Source organism: Kitasatospora sp. NPDC057904, from assembly GCF_042887925.1.
Classification (GTDB): Bacteria; Actinomycetota; Actinomycetes; order Streptomycetales; family Streptomycetaceae; genus Kitasatospora.
Map to the genome: position 1 here is coordinate 152,485 of NZ_JBHVOL010000019.1, position 15,238 is coordinate 167,722.

Sequence of the window (15,238 nt, forward strand, 5' to 3'; positions counted from 1 at the left end):
ACCCCCCTCGTGCGCCTGAGGAACGACATGTCCAAGCACACCCTCTCCGTCCTGGTCGAGAACAAGCCCGGCGTGCTCGCCCGCATCGCCTCGCTGTTCTCCCGTCGGGGCTTCAACATCGACTCCCTCGCCGTCGGCCCGACCGAGCATCCGGACGTGTCCCGGATGACGATCGTGGTCAACGTCGAGGACCTCCCGCTGGAACAGGTCACCAAGCAGCTCAACAAGCTCGTGAACGTGATAAAGATCGTCGAACTCGACCAGGCCGCTGCGATCCAGCGGGAACTGGTCCTGGTGAAGGTCCGCGCCGACAACGAGACCCGGTCGCAGATCGTCGAGATCGTCCAGCTGTTCCGTGCCAAGACCGTCGACGTGTCGCCCGATGCGGTGACCATCGAGGCCACCGGCAGTTCGGACAAGCTGGAGGCCATGCTCCGGATGCTGGAGCCGTACGGCATCAAGGAACTGGTCCAGTCCGGCCTGGTCGCCATCGGGCGCGGTGCCCGTTCGATCACCGATCGTTCGCTCCGCGCCCTGGACCGCAGCGCGTAACCGGCGTTTCTCACACGCTGAACAAAGACCCCACACCCCGCCGGGTGCGAATACGGTAGGCACCGCGTACCCGGCACCCATCACGCAAGGAGATGTGCCCCCGTGGCCGAGCTGTTCTACGAAGACGACGCCGACCTGTCCATCATCCAGGGCCGCAAGGTCGCGGTCATCGGCTACGGGAGCCAGGGCCACGCCCACGCGCTGTCCCTGCGCGACTCCGGCGCCGACGTCCGCGTCGGCCTCAAGCCCGAGTCCAAGTCCCGTGCCAAGGCCGAGGAGGCCGGCCTGCGCGTGGTCACCCCGGCCGAGGCCGCGGCCGAGGCCGACGTCATCATGATCCTGGTGCCGGACCCGATCCAGGCCGACGTCTACGAGGCGGACATCGCCCCGCACCTGAAGGCCGGCGACGCCCTGTTCTTCGGCCACGGCCTGAACATCCGCTTCGGCTTCATCAAGCCCCCGGCGGACGTCGACGTCTGCATGGTCGCCCCGAAGGGCCCGGGCCACCTGGTCCGCCGCCAGTACGAGGAGGGCCGCGGCGTCCCCGCGATCGTCGCGGTCGAGCAGGACGCGACCGGCAACGCCTTCGCCCTGGCGCTGTCCTACGCCAAGGGCCTCGGCGCCACCAAGGCCGGCGTCATCAAGACCACCTTCACCGAGGAGACCGAGACCGACCTGTTCGGTGAGCAGGCCGTCCTCTGCGGTGGCACCGCCGCCCTGGTGAAGGCCGGGTTCGAGACCCTGGTCGAGGCCGGCTACCAGCCGGAGATCGCCTACTTCGAGTGCCTGCACGAGCTGAAGCTCATCGTCGACCTGATGTACGAGGGCGGCCTGGAGAAGATGCGCTGGTCGGTCTCCGAGACCGCCGAGTGGGGCGACTACGTCACCGGCCCGCGCATCATCACCGACGCCACCAAGGCCGAGATGAAGAAGGTCCTCGCCGAGATCCAGGACGGCACCTTCGCCAACACCTGGATCGCCGAGTACAAGGCCGGTCTGCCCAAGTACAACGAGTACAAGAAGGCCGACGAGGACCACCTGCTGGAGACCACCGGCAAGAAGCTGCGCTCGCTGATGAGCTGGGTCAACGAGAAGGCCTGACCCGGCCCGGGGTCTGCCCCGTTCCGCAACTCCCTTGTACAAGTAGGCTGCTCCCGTCCGGGTGATTTCGCCGGACGGGAGCAGCCTCGTACTCCGCCCGTCGATACACTTCCGAGTGCGCGTCAGGCCCACAGCGTCGTGCGTCTACCTACGCGGCATGCCACCTTCCCCCGCCCTCCACGCCACCGCCGTGCCCGGGGGAACCGGACAGTTAAGGACACACTGTCGTGAGCACTGCTAACAACACTGTGAGAACCGGCGTCGTACTGATCGCCGAGGAGCTGTCGCCCGCCACCGTCGACGCCCTCGGCCCCGACTTCGAGATCCGCCACTGCAACGGTGCCGACCGCACCGAGCTGCTCACCGCGATCGCCGACGTCGACGCGATCCTGATCCGCTCGGCGACCAAGGTCGACGCCGAGGCGCTGGCCGCCGCCCGCAGGCTGAAGGTCGTCGCCCGCGCCGGCGTCGGTCTCGACAACGTGGACGTGGCCGCCGCCACCAAGGCCGGCGTGATGGTCGTCAACGCGCCGACCTCCAACATCGTCACCGCCGCCGAGCTCGCCTGCGGCCTGCTGATCTCCGTCGCCCGCAACATCGCGCCGGCCAACGCCGCGCTCAAGCAGGGCGAGTGGAAGCGCAACAAGTACACCGGCGTCGAGCTGAGCGAGAAGGTCCTCGGCGTCGTCGGCCTCGGCCGGATCGGCGTCCTGGTCGCGCAGCGGATGTCCGCGTTCGGCATGAAGATCGTCGCGTACGACCCCTACATCCAGGCCGCCCGCGCCGCGCAGATGGGCGTCAAGCTGGTCTCGCTCGAAGAGCTGCTGGAGGTCTCGGACTTCATCACCGTCCACCTCCCGAAGACCCCCGAGACGATCGGCCTGATCGGCGACGAGGCGCTGCACAAGGTCAAGCCCACCGTGCGCATCGTCAACGCCGCCCGTGGCGGCATCGTCGACGAGGAGGCGCTCGCGAGCGCCCTGCGCGACGGCCGGGTGGCCGGCGCCGGCCTCGACGTGTACGCCAAGGAGCCGTGCACCGACTCCCCGCTGTTCGCCTTCGACAACGTGGTCGCCACCCCGCACCTCGGCGCCTCCACCGACGAGGCGCAGGAGAAGGCCGGCATCGCCGTCGCCAGGTCGGTGCGCCTCGCGCTGGCCGGCGAGCTGGTGCCGGACGCCGTCAACGTCCAGGGCGGCGTGATCGCCGAGGACGTGCGCCCGGGCCTGCCGCTCGCGGAGAAGCTCGGCCGGATCTTCACCGCGCTGGCCGGCGAGGTCGCCGTGCGGCTCGACGTCGAGGTCCGCGGCGAGATCACCCAGCACGACGTCAAGGTGCTCGAACTGTCCGCGCTGAAGGGCGTGTTCGAGGACGTCGTGGCGGAGACGGTGTCCTACGTCAACGCCCCGCTGTTCGCCCAGGAGCGCGGTGTCGAGGTGCGCCTGACCACCTCCAGCGAGAGCCCCGAGCACCGCAACGTCATCACCGTCCGCGGCACGCTCGCCGACGGCGAGGAGATCGCCATCTCCGGCACGCTGGCCGGCCCGAAGCAGACCCAGAAGATCGTCGGCGTGGACGCCTTCGACGTGGACGTCGCGCTCACCGACCACATGGCCTTCTTCAAGTACGAGGACCGCCCGGGCGTCGTCGGCGTCCTCGGCAAGCACCTCGGCGACGCCGGCATCAACATCGCCGGCATGCAGGTCGCGCGGGACGGCGGCGGCGCGCTCGCGTCCCTCACCGTGGACAGCGAGATCCCGCAGGACGTGCTGTCGGCGATCGCCGCCGAGATCGGCGCCCGCTTCGCGCGGTCGGTCGACCTGGGCTGATTTTCCCGCGGCTCCGTACCGGGCCCGGACCTCCGTTTCGACGGTGGTCCGGGCCCGGTTGCGTGCGTGCGGGTGACTCCCGTCTCAGATACTAGGAAATCCAAGTATTCGTGCAGACACGGCCGGGCCGGGGTCGTACCGTGGAAGAGCCATACGGTGTGCCGCCCCTGTAGCCAGGGCGCGCGGCCCGTGTGTGCGTGCGCCTTCACGGGCAGGCGACCCCTGCCTCTGCGCGTACCCCTCCCCTCACCATGTCGTGCTTCTGCGCGCCGCTTCCAAGGAGTCCGGTATGCCTTCCACCGCCGACCGCCACGCCTCTCCCGCCCCCGCCGCCACCCCCGTCCGCGCCCCGCGCCGCCGCCGGTCCGCCGAGCGGAACCCCTTCGCCGCCGCCGCGCTGCAGCGCTCGCTGGACCGCCGCGACAACGGCGGTGCGACCGGCCACCTCTGACCGGCGGGGCCGTCCGGGCGTTCATCTGCCAACTGGGCCGGACGGGCTGACGGACGGTCACCCGGGAGAGTGCACCTTGCCTCCGTCCGGGGGACGGTGCTCGCACCGGCCGACGCGATCATCCTAATTTGGGGCCCCCGGAAGGGTGATCGACGCCCGCGCGGGCGGGCGTCAGCGACCTCCTCGGTGTGCGGATCCGTCCCCCTTGCCGGGGGAGAGGGCCCACGTGCGTCTGCCAACCGTCCGCCGTTCGCTCGCCCGGATCGGCGTCACCCTGACCCTGCTGGTCGGCCCGGCGGTGCTCGCCGCCGCGCCGGCCGGCGGCAGTCCGCCGACGGACCCGCCCGGGTCCGACCGCGCGGCGTCCGTCCTGCTCGAACTCGGCACCGAGGCGGCCGGCCCCGCCTGGCGGCGCGCCGCCGACGACTCCCGGCGGGCCCGGCGCTCCCCCGAGGAGGTCCGCCGGGTGGCCGCCAGGGCCGGCGCCGACCAGCGGGCCAGGGCCGGCGACGCGCTGGACCGGGCCGCCACGGCCGTCCACCGGGCCGTGCCCGCCGCCCGCGAGCTGTACCGCACCCGCACCCTGCTCACCGGCCTCGCCGTCACCGCGCCCGCCGACCGGCTGGCCGCGCTGCGGGCGCTGCCCGGTGTCCGGGCCGTCCACCCGATCGTCCGCAAGCAGCGCGACAACGCGTACTCCGTTCCGCTGACCGGCGCCCCACAGGTGTGGGAGGCCGCCGCGAGCGGGACGGGGAGCGCCGGCAACACCGGCAAGGGCGTGCGGATCGGCGTCATCGACAGCGGCATCGACTACACCCACGCGGACTTCGGCGGCCCCGGCACCGAGGCCGCCTACCGGTCGGTCGAGCGCGGCAAGCCCGCCCCGGCCGCGCTGTTCCCCACCGCCAAGGTGATCGGCGGCAAGGACCTGGTCGGCGACGACTACGACCCGGACCCGTCCTCCCCGCACCACCAGCCGGTGCCGCACCCCAGCGACAACCCCATCGACTGCGACCGCAACGGCCACGGCACCCACGTCGCCGGCACCGCGGCCGGTCTCGGCGTCACCGCCGACGGCCGCACCTACACCGGGCCCTACCGGGCCGGCCTCGACCCGGCCGGCTTCAGGATCGGCCCCGGCGCGGCCCCCGGCGCCCAGCTGTACGCGATCCGGGTGTTCGGCTGCGAGGGCTCCACCGACCGCCTCGCCCAGGCCCTCGACCTCGCCGCCGACCCCAACGGCGACGGCGACCTCGGCGACCGCCTCGACGTCGTCAACCTCTCGCTCGGCAGCCGCTTCGGCAGCCCCGACGACGCCGACGCGGTGGCCGTCGACCACCTGGCCGCGCTCGGCACCGTCGTGGTCGCCGCCGCCGGCAACGAGGGGGACGTCTACGGCATCAGCGGCAGCCCCGGCACCGCCGCCCGGGCCATCGCCGTGGCCGCCTCCGTGCACGGGCACGCCGACACCGACGGCATCACCGTGCTCGCCCCGGCCGACCTCGCCGGCGCCGTCCCCGCCCACTGGAGCGAGCGCTACCAGGGCTGGTCCACCGCCGACGTGCACGGCCGACTCGCCCTGCCCGCCGACCAGTCGGACGGCTGCGCCGCGTTCAGCGCGGCCGACCGGCAGCGGCTCGCGGGCAAGGTCGCGGTGCTGGCCTGGGCCACCCGCGAGTCCGAGCGGGCGTGCAACTCAGGCCCGCGCGCCGACCACGCCGCCGACGCGGGCGCGATCGGCGCCCTCTACGCCGCCGACAGCGACCACCTGCCCGAGATCGCCGGCAACGACCGCATCCCCGTCGCCCTGCTGGCCCGCGCCGACGGCGAGCGGCTCCGCCGGGCCGCCGCGGCCGGCGGGGCCGAGGTCCGGCTGGCCGCTCCCGGCAACCCGCTGCACGGCTCGGTCTCCCAGCTCCAGCCCGAACGGGCCGACACCCTCACCGACTTCACCTCGCGCGGCATCGGCCTGCCCGGTGTCGTCAAGCCCGACCTCGCCGCCCCCGGCGAGAGCATCTGGTCCGCGCTCGCCGGCAGCGGCAGCGGCGGCCAGCGCGAGGACGGCACCTCGATGGCCACACCGCACGTGGCCGGGCTCGCCGCCCTCGTCCGCGCCGCCCACCCGGACTGGCCGGTCGAGGAGGTCAAGGCGGCGCTGATGAACACCTCCGTCGACACCCGCCTCGACGCGGACCGCGGCAGCCCGGTCTACGGCCCCGAGCGCACCGGCGCCGGCCGGGCCGCGGTCGACCGGGCCGTGCGCACCCCGGCCGTCGCCTACGCCTCCGGGGACGGCGCGGTCGAGGGCTCCGTCGGCGTCTCCTTCGGGCCGGTCGAGGTCGGCGGCCCGACGGCGCTGCGGCGCGAGATCGAGGTGCGCAACCACTCGGCGGCGCCGCTGAGCTACCGCACCGGGTACGCGGCGGCCACCGAACTGCCCGGCGCCCACTACGAGGTGGCGCCGGAGCAGGTCGACGTCCCGGCGGGCGGCACCGCGCACGTCCGGGTGACGCTCAGCGTCCCCGGAGAGCTGGGACGCGCGCCGGACCCGACCCTCGACGCCGTCCAGGGCGGCAAGGCGCGCTCCTACCGGGGCGAGCTCTCCGGACGCGTCCTGCTCAGCCCCGTCACCGACCCGGCCCTGCCCGAGCTGCGGGTCCCGGTGTTCGCGGCCCCGCGGCCCGCCACCGGCCTCAGCGCCTCCGCCCCGGTGCGCACCGCCCGGGACGGCACCCTGCTGGTGCTCGGCGGGAGCAGCGCCCCCGGGGACCGGCCGGGACTCGTCAGTGCCTTCGCCCTCGGCGGCGAGGGCGCCCGCTGGGCCGACTGCCCGCCCGGCGGCGGCGCCGGGCTGCGGCCCGGCTCGGGCATCGTGCCCGAGAAGTCGGGCGGGGACGCGCCGGCGCCGGAGGACGTGTGCGTCGAACACCCCGGCGACCGGGCGGCGAACCTGCGGGCCGTCGGCGCCGCCGCGGACTCCGGGACGCTCTACTTCGGTGCCCGGCTCTGGGCTCCCGCCACGACGCCCGTCGGCCTCTACGGGGTCCGGGTCTCGCTGGACACCGACGGGGACGGCGTCGCCGACGTGATCGTGAAGGCCGACCGGGAGCGCGGCAGCGACGTACTGGTCGCCCGCGCGCTCGACGCCCGCACCGGCGCCGAGTTGGACGTCCAGCCGCTCAACGCCCGCTGGGGCGACGTCGACACCGCCCTGCTGGACAGCGAGGTGCTGGTCCTGCCGGTGCGGATCGCGGCCCTCCCGGGGGTCAAGGAGGGCCACAGCGTGGTGCGGTACGGCGTGTGGACCGGCCCGGCCGTCCAGGGCAAGCCGGACCCGGCCGACGCCTTCGGGTCGATCGGCCTGCGGGGCGTGCGGCCGACCGTCGCGGTCGACGTGCTCCACCCGGCCGTCACGGTCCGGGCCGGGATCGCGGGACCGGCCGCCATCGCGGCCCCGGCGCGGCCCGGCACCGTCCTCGACGTCCACCGGGCGGCGGGCGACACGTCCTCGGTCCTGCTGCTCCACCACTTCAACCCGGGCGCCCGGCGGGCGGAGGTGGTCGCGCTTCCCTGACCCCGGACGGAAGGAGGGGCGGCCCGCACGACACGCGCGGGCCGCCCCTCCGCGTGCCGTCAGCTGGCCTGTGCCGCGCGGGCCTCCCGGCGGCGGACGCGGCGCGGGGTGTGCGGCGGGCGGCGGCGGGAGACGCGGGTGAAGACGGCGACCAGGGCGAGGGCCGCCGTGGTCGCGGACGTGACGACCAGGCCCTCGGTGAGGCCGGGCGGCCGGAACGCGCACGTGACGCGGTCCGCCCCCGCCCCCAGCGGGACGCCGATCATGCCCAGGACCGGTGTGGGCTCCGCGGGCCGGCCGCCGCCGGCCGCGCAGGTCCACCCCTCGGTGGCCGGGACGGACACCAGCGCCGTGCCCGTCGAGCCGGCCGGGAGGACGGCGGTGAGCGCGTGGCCGCCGGCCGTCACCCGGGTCGCGCCGGTCGCCGTCAGCCGGGCCACGGCCGCCTCCAGGGCGCCCGGCCGCAGGCAGCCGATCGGGCGGGCCGGGACCTGGCTCACCCCGTCGGACCGCAGTGCCACCCGGACCAGCCCGTCGGCCGGGACCGGCCCCAGCCGGTGGACCGGGACGGCGGTGGTCGGCTGGTCGCCCTCGCTGCGGTAGGTGGTGCCGAGGCCGCTGACCGTGCCCCGGTACCAGACGCCGTGGAAGAACGCCGTCCCGCCGGGCGTGCACGCCGCCGTGAACTCCGTCGCCGCGCCCCCGCCCGGCAGCGACCAGCCGCTGCTGCCGTGCGGCGTCGGCGCCGGGCCGCCCGCCGGGACGGGCACCGGAGCGTCGTACACCGGGCCGCCGAGCAGTGACTCCTGCCGCGACCACACCGAGGTGGTGTCCACCCGGTGGCCCGCCGGCAGCACGGTGACCAGCGGCGGCGCGGCGGCCCGGCCGGGGGCGAAGCCGTCCGGCGGGGGGCCGTCGTCCAGGTGGGCGCGGACGGCGAACAGCGCCTGCCCGACCGGGTCGGTGACGCTGCCGGTGCTCCGCCCGCCCGCCGTCCAGCCCGCGCCGAGGTCGTGCAGGAGCAGGGCGGCGACGGTCGGCAGGTAGCCGCTGAAGTAGCCGCCGCCCTGGCCGTCGAGGAGCAGCGGGTCGTTGGGGGTGAAGGCGTGCGGGCCCGGGTCGCTGCGCCCGGCGGGCCAGTCCGCGGCCCGGCGCACCGCCGCGTGGGCGGCCCGCACCGCCGTGCCGGAGGCCGTCCCCTCCGGGCCGGGGGCCAGCGCCGCGTAGCCGGACCAGACGGCGTTGCCGAGCACCGCGCCGCCCAGCACCCAGGTGAGGGCGGCGCCGGCCCGCCGGTCGGCGTGCCACCGCTGCGACGCCCACAGCGCGGTGAGCAGCACCGCCCCGCCGACCGCCAGCAGCAGCCAGGTGGACGTCCGCACGGAGTGCCGGCCCGCCGCCAGTCCGGCGATCACCGCGATCACGGCGGCCCCGCCGAGCAGCGCGGGCAGGTCCGGCCGGTGCGCCAGCGACACCCAGGCGGCCAGCACCAGCAGCCCGCTCAGCGCGAACGCCACCCGGTACGGCCCGCCGGCCGGGATCGCCAGGCCGTGCCAGACCAGCACCGTCGGCGTCCAGACGAAACTCAGCACCACCAGCGCCAGCGCGCCGCACCACACCGCCCGCTCGCGCACCCGCACCCGCCGGTTGAACGGCAGCCCGCACACCAGCAGCAGCCCGAACAGGCCGATGGCGACGTCCGGCAGCGGGGCGCCACCGTGCGTGCCGGGCAGCAACTGCGCGAGGTGCCCGCCGAAGCCGTCCGGGCCGAGCGGCTCCACGGGCGACTCCGGCTGGGCGGCGCGGGCGGCCCGGACGGCGACGAACAGGACGGGGGAGGCGAGCAGGACCCCGGCGACGGCCATCGTGACGGCCCGGCCGGTCGTGCGGACGCGGTGGCGGAACGGCCGGGGGGTCGCCAGCAGCCGCACGGCGAGCACGAGTCCGGCGGTGATGGTGGCCATCGCGGCGGTGTAGAGGTTGCCGGCCCAGGCGAGCGCGACGCACAGCGAGCCGAGCACCCAGCGGCGCTCGTGCAGGCACCAGTCGCCGGCCAGGCACAGCAGCGGCAGCGAGACCAGGCCCCACAGCCAGTGCGGCGCCGCCCCGCCGACGGCCAGCACCCAGGCGCAGAGCCCGTACCCGACGGCGGTGAGCGCGCGCAGCCGGCGCGGGCCCGGGTGCAGCCGGCCGAGGACGTGCGTCATCAGGGCGGTGCCCAGGCCGATGCTCGCGAGGGTGACGAGGAGGACCGCGAGGTGTCCCTGGTCGCGGGGGAGGAGCGCGGCGGGCCAGGAGAACGGGTTCATCAGGTACGCGAAGAAGTCGGCGAGGAACGGCACTCCGTACCCGCTGTTCCAGTTGAACAGGAGGTCCCCGGCGGCGCGCCCGTGCACGAGGTCCCACAGGTGGGCGTGGAACGGCACCGCGAGGTCGTCCGCCCCGGGCGGCCACGCCCCGCGGAGCCCGGCGGCCAGCGCGTACCCACCCATCGCGAGCCCGCCCGCCCCCGCACAGACCCCGCCCTCCCGCCGCCACCCAGCCCGCACGCTGCGCCCCGTTCCACGAGGAATCCCGATCTCCGCCACAGTAAGTGCGCCCCCAGCGCATTCCCGGGCGTACGCGCTCCTTCGAACGGGTGGTGTGGAAGCAGCCTCGGGGCCAGTTCTGCCAAGCCTCCACACACGGAGTTGCTCTTCGGAAGCCTGATCTTCTCGTCGCGCCAGACGATGTTCCACTCAAGGACGATCAGCACCTTGGAACGGCAGCTGGAGGACCAGGCGCCGGAGGGCTGGGAGGTCTGGGGCCGGATGGGATTGAAGCTTGACGCCCGGAACCGACCGGAGCCGGACGTGATGGTGGTGGACGCCAGGGCGGACACTGGCCCCGACCAGACGTTCTGTCTCGCGCAGGACGTCCTGCTGGTGGTCGAAGTGGTTGAGGAGGAATCGGCGGAGCGCGATCGTGAGCTCAAGCCGCGCAAGTACGCGAACGCCGGTATCCGGTATTTCTGGCGGGTCGAGTACGAGCAGGACCGCCCGGTCGTCCACACCTACGAGTTGGACCTGGCGTCGAGTGACTACGTTCCGACCGGGGTTTTTCCCGACCGCCTGGTGACGAGACAGCCGTTTCCTCTCGACCTCACCCTGACGCGTCCGGATCGTGGACGCGAGGTGTCAGCCCCTGGGACACCGGAGTAGGGTCCGAGCATGTCTCGCACGATTCGTCTCGCAGTTGTTCCCGGTGACGGCATCGGCCAGGAAGTCGTGGCCGAAGGGCTCAAGGTCCTCAGGGCCGTGCTTCCCGCCGAGGTGAAGCTGGAGACCACCGAGTACGACCTCGGGGCCCGGCGCTACCACCGGACCGGGGAGACGCTGCCGGACGAGGTCCTCGCGGAGCTGAAGGGCCACGACGCGATCCTGCTCGGCGCCATCGGGGACCCGAGCGTCCCGTCGGGCGTGCTGGAGCGGGGGCTGCTGCTGAAGCTGCGGTTCGCCTTCGACCACCACATCAACCTGCGGCCGGGCCGGCTGTTCCCGGGCGTCGCGTCGCCGCTGGCAGGGCAGCCCGAGATCGACTTCGTGGTCGTCCGCGAGGGCACCGAGGGCCCGTACGTCGGCAACGGCGGCTCGCTGCGCACCGGCACCGAGCACGAGGTGGCCACCGAGGTCAGCCTGAACACCGCCTTCGGCATCGAGCGCGTGGTGCGCGACGCCTACCGGCGGGCGCAGGCGCGGCCGCGCAAGAAGCTCACCCTGGTCCACAAGAACAACGTGCTGGTGCACGCCGGCCACCTGTGGACGCGGATCTTCGCCGAGGTCGGCGCGGAGTTCCCCGAGGTCACCACCGACTACCTGCACGTCGACGCGGCGACCATCTTCTTCGTCACCCAGCCGGAGCGCTTCGACGTCATCGTCACCGACAACCTGTTCGGCGACATCCTGACCGACCTGGCCGCCGCCGTGACCGGCGGGATCGGCCTGGCCGCGAGCGGCAACATCAACCCGGGCGGGGAGTTCCCGTCGATGTTCGAGCCGGTGCACGGCTCCGCGCCGGACATCGCGGGCCAGGGCAAGGCCGACCCGACGGCCACCGTGCTGTCGGTCGCGATGCTGCTGGACCACCTGGGCCTGGCCGCCGAGGCCGCCCGGGTCGAGGCCGCGGTCGCCGCGGACCTGACCGAGCGCTCCGGCACCCGCACCACCTCCCAGGTCGGCGACGCGCTCGCCGCCCGAGTATCCGGCTGAGGGGGCCGGATCCGACCAGCGGAGTTCCGGCCGATTACGGGCCGCGACCCCCACAAGGGAATCCGGCCGCGGGGCCGGACCACATAACCGCAGCTTGCAGCTTCCCAAGCGGCAGGCGACTGTTCGGCACGGCCCTCTGGATGCGAGTATCGACAGTGGGCCGTGCCGTTGTGCGTGTGTTCGGGCGTTCACCCGCCCGCAGCGACGCTCAGCCGGCGGTGGCGGCCCGAACCAACCCCACGGTGAAGGACACACAGCCATGAGCACGCCCACCCAGGCGCCCATCACGTTCGACCTCAAGCCCTCCGCCAGCCCGCTGTCCGACGCGGAGCGCGAGGCCCGGCTGACCAACCCCGGGTTCGGTCGCGTCTTCACCGACCACATGGTCACCGTCCGCTGGACCGAGGGCCGGGGCTGGCACGACGCCCAGCTGGCGCCGTACGCGCCGCTGGAGATCGACCCGGCGAACATGACCCTGCACTACGGCCAGGCGATCTTCGAGGGCCTGAAGGCCTACCGCCAGGCCGACGGCTCGATCTCCACCTTCCGCCCGGAGGCCAACGCCGCCCGCTTCCAGGCCTCGGCCCGCCGCCTGGCCATGCCGGAGCTGCCGGTCGAGACCTTCGTCGAGGCCGTCGAGCTGCTGGTCCAGCAGGAGCAGGCCTGGGTGCCGAACGAGCCCGAGCAGAGCCTGTACCTGCGGCCGTTCATGTTCGCCACCGAGGTCGGCCTGGGCGTGCGCCCGGCGAACTCCTACCTGTTCATGATCATCGCCTCCCCGGCCGGCGCGTACTTCCCGGGCGGCGTCAAGCCGGTCTCGGTCTGGCTGTCCAAGGAGTACGTCCGGGCCGCGCCCGGCGGCACCGGCGCCGCCAAGTGCGCCGGCAACTACGCCGCGTCGCTGGTCGCCCAGGCCCAGGCCGCCGAGAAGGGCTGCGACCAGGTGGTCTGGCTCGACGCCGCCGAGCACCGGTGGGTCGAGGAGATGGGCGGCATGAACCTGTACTTCGTCTTCGGCGAGGGCGAGGACGCGAAGATCGTCACGCCGGAGCTGTCCGGCGCCCTGCTGCCCGGCATCACCCGCGACTCGCTGCTGACCCTGGCCGCCGACCTCGGCTACGCCGTCGAGGAGCGGAAGATCTCCACCGACGAGTGGCAGCAGGCCAACGCCGACGGCACCCTCACCGAGGTCTTCGCGTGCGGCACCGCCGCCGTCATCACCCCGGTCGGCTCGGTCAAGTCCGCCGCCGCCGACTGGACGGTCGGCACCGGCGAGCCCGGCCCGGTCACCATGGAGCTGCGCAAGGCCCTGCTCGCCATCCAGGGTGGCCAGAGCCCCGACACCCACGGCTGGCTGCACAAGATCGTCTGATCTCCGCTCCCGCCCCACCGCCTCCGGCCCGCACCGTTTCGCATCGCGAGACGTGCGGGCCGGACCGCGGAGGGTGTGCCAGACTGCCAGCGTGTCCTCGCTGTCGCTGATTATTAGCAGCAGGCGCGCCGGTCCGCAGTGACCGCTCCCGCACGACCCGATGCGGAGCGACCACCAGCGTCCAGACCCGCGCGCAGACCTCTCGCACCCGCGAGGGGTCTTTTTGTTTCCCGGACCGGCCGAGAGCCCCCACGAAGGGCTCGGGGACACCGGGGCCGCGCGCGGGATGCTGGACAGTGGAGCCGGGACGACGAACCGGCAGAGCAGTACGAAACCTCCCCGAACGGAGAACCAGGGGTCATGACCGAGGTCACCCGTACCGACGACAGCTTCCACGTGTTCGACACCACCCTGCGCGACGGCGCGCAGCGGGAGGGCATCAACCTCACGGTGGCCGACAAGCTGGCCATTGCCCGGCACCTGGACGACTTCGGGGTGGGGTTCATCGAGGGCGGCTGGCCCGGGGCCAACCCGCGCGACACGGAGTTCTTCGCCCGCGCCGCCGCCGAGCTCACGCTCGAACACGCGCAACTGGTCGCCTTCGGCGCCACCCGCCGGGCGGGCGGCCGGGCCGCCGACGACCCGCAGCTGGCGGCGCTCGTCACCTCCGGCGCCCCCGTCGTCACCCTGGTCGCGAAGGCGCACGACCGGCACGTCGAACTGGCCCTGCGCACCACCCTGGACGAGAACCTGGAGATGATCCGGGACAGCGTCGAGTTCCTGCGGGCCGCGGACCGCCGGGTGTTCATCGACTGCGAGCACTTCTTCGACGGCTACCGGGCCAACCGCGACTACGCGCTCGACGTCGTCCGCACCGCGCACCGCGCGGGGGCCGACGTGGTCGTGCTGTGCGACACCAACGGCGGCATGCTGCCGGCCGGCGTGCGCGACATCGTCGCCGACGTGATCGCCTCGACCGGTGCCCGGGTCGGCATCCACGCCCAGGACGACACCGGCTGCGCCGTCGCCAACACCCTGGCCGCGGTGGACGCCGGCGCCACCCACGTGCAGTGCACCGCGAACGGCTACGGCGAGCGGGTCGGCAACGCCAACCTGTTCCCGGTGGTGGGCGCGCTGGAGATCAAGTACGACCGCCGGGTGCTGCCCGCGGGCCGGCTCGCCGAGATGACCCGGATCTCGCATGCCATCGCCGAGCTGGTGAACCTGACCCCCGCCACCCACCAGCCGTACGTCGGCTACTCCGCCTTCGCGCACAAGGCCGGGCTGCACGCCTCCGCGATCAAGGTGGACCCGGACCTGTACCAGCACATCGACCCCGAGCTGGTCGGCAACACCATGCGGATGCTGGTCTCCGACATGGCCGGCCGGGCCTCGGTCGAGCTGAAGGGCAAGGAGCTCGGCTACGACCTCTCCACCGACCGCGACCTGGCCGGCCGGGTGGTCGCCAGGGTCAAGGAGCAGGAGAACCTCGGCTACACGTACGAGTCCGCGGACGCCTCCTTCGAACTGCTGCTGCGCGACGAGGTGCGCGGCAGCCGGGAGCGCTTCTACACGCTGGAGTCCTGGCGGACCATCAGCGAGCAGGGCCCGAACGGCTTCACGGGCAACGAGGCGACGGTCAAGCTGTGGGCCAAGGGCGTGCGCCGGATCGCCACCGGCGAGGGCAACGGCCCGGTCGACGCGCTGGACAAGGCCCTGCGCACGGCGCTCGAAGGCATCCACCCGCAGCTGGCCAAGCTGGAACTGGTCGACTACAAGGTCCGCATCCTGGAGGGCCAGCACGGCACCGGTTCCAAGACCCGGGTGCTGATCGAGTCCACCGACGGCTCGTCGACGTGGTCCACCGTCGGCGTGGCCGACAACGTCGTCGCCGCCTCCTGGCTGGCGCTGGAGGACGCGTACACCTACGGCCTGATCCGGGCGGGCGTGGAGCCCACCGAGTGACGATCCGTCAACCCTCCCGTGGCCCGCGGAGGTTCGATCCGCGGGCCACGGGCGCGTCGGCTAGCGGAGTCGGGCGAGGAGGGCGTGTTCGACGAGGGTGATGAGGGCGCTCTTGGCGCTGTCGCGGCGGCGGGCGTCGAGGGTGAT

General features: G+C 73.8%; 10 protein-coding genes and 1 pseudogene. 9 read left to right on the top strand and 2 right to left on the bottom strand.

The genetic code is table 11. The features are described from left to right. Positions 1–27 precede the first annotated feature (27 nt). The 5 genes from ilvN (at position 28) to ACFVSN_RS34960 (ending at position 7,507) form a co-directional block, all read left to right on the top strand. A complete protein-coding gene (gene ilvN / locus ACFVSN_RS34940) occupies positions 28–552 on the top strand; it encodes an acetolactate synthase small subunit (RefSeq protein WP_238951331.1) in 525 nt (174 codons plus the stop codon). 102 nt (positions 553–654) lie between these two features. Beyond that, positions 655–1,653, top strand: a complete 999-nt coding sequence (gene ilvC, locus ACFVSN_RS34945; RefSeq protein WP_030243908.1) for a ketol-acid reductoisomerase — start codon at positions 655–657, stop codon at positions 1,651–1,653. Between the two features lie 248 nt (positions 1,654–1,901). Beyond that, positions 1,902–3,482 carry a phosphoglycerate dehydrogenase gene (gene serA, locus ACFVSN_RS34950; protein ID WP_380441418.1) on the top strand — a complete coding sequence of 527 codons (1,581 nt, stop codon included), beginning with the start codon at positions 1,902–1,904 and terminating at the stop codon, positions 3,480–3,482. A 289-nt stretch (positions 3,483–3,771) separates the two neighbouring features. Continuing rightward, positions 3,772–3,933: a hypothetical protein gene (locus tag ACFVSN_RS34955; RefSeq protein ID WP_380441399.1), complete on the top strand. Its 162-nt coding sequence runs from the start codon at positions 3,772–3,774 to the stop codon at positions 3,931–3,933. A gap of 226 nt (positions 3,934–4,159) precedes the next feature. After that, positions 4,160–7,507, top strand: a complete 3,348-nt coding sequence (locus tag ACFVSN_RS34960) for a S8 family serine peptidase (RefSeq protein WP_387957503.1) — start codon at positions 4,160–4,162, stop codon at positions 7,505–7,507. A gap of 59 nt (positions 7,508–7,566) precedes the next feature. Here ACFVSN_RS34960 and ACFVSN_RS34965 read toward each other — a convergent pair whose 3' ends face one another. Continuing rightward, a complete protein-coding gene (locus ACFVSN_RS34965; protein WP_387957505.1) occupies positions 7,567–9,999 on the bottom strand; it encodes a YfhO family protein in 2,433 nt (810 codons plus the stop codon). Here ACFVSN_RS34965 and ACFVSN_RS34970 point away from each other — a divergent pair. From ACFVSN_RS34970 to cimA, 4 genes are all read left to right on the top strand, one after another. Next, on the top strand, positions 9,922–10,707 hold the full coding sequence (locus tag ACFVSN_RS34970) for a Uma2 family endonuclease (protein ID WP_387957507.1): 786 nt from the start codon (positions 9,922–9,924) through the stop codon (positions 10,705–10,707). The genes ACFVSN_RS34965 and ACFVSN_RS34970 overlap by 78 nt on opposite strands. Positions 10,708–10,716: 9 nt before the next feature. Beyond that, the gene (locus ACFVSN_RS34975) at positions 10,717–11,754 is read left to right on the top strand and encodes a 3-isopropylmalate dehydrogenase (protein ID WP_380441407.1); all 1,038 of its coding nucleotides are present in this window, start codon (positions 10,717–10,719) and stop codon (positions 11,752–11,754) included. A 259-nt stretch (positions 11,755–12,013) separates the two neighbouring features. After that, on the top strand, positions 12,014–13,126 hold the full coding sequence (locus tag ACFVSN_RS34980; protein WP_380441409.1) for a branched-chain amino acid aminotransferase: 1,113 nt from the start codon (positions 12,014–12,016) through the stop codon (positions 13,124–13,126). A 360-nt stretch (positions 13,127–13,486) separates the two neighbouring features. Beyond that, positions 13,487–15,091: a citramalate synthase gene (cimA, locus tag ACFVSN_RS34985; RefSeq protein WP_387957509.1), complete on the top strand. Its 1,605-nt coding sequence runs from the start codon at positions 13,487–13,489 to the stop codon at positions 15,089–15,091. Positions 15,092–15,151: 60 nt separating this feature from the next. On the opposite strand, the pseudogene ACFVSN_RS34990 reads toward cimA, so the two are convergent. Beyond that, positions 15,152–15,238: pseudogene (locus tag ACFVSN_RS34990) on the bottom strand (ATP-binding protein); the annotation flags it as partial.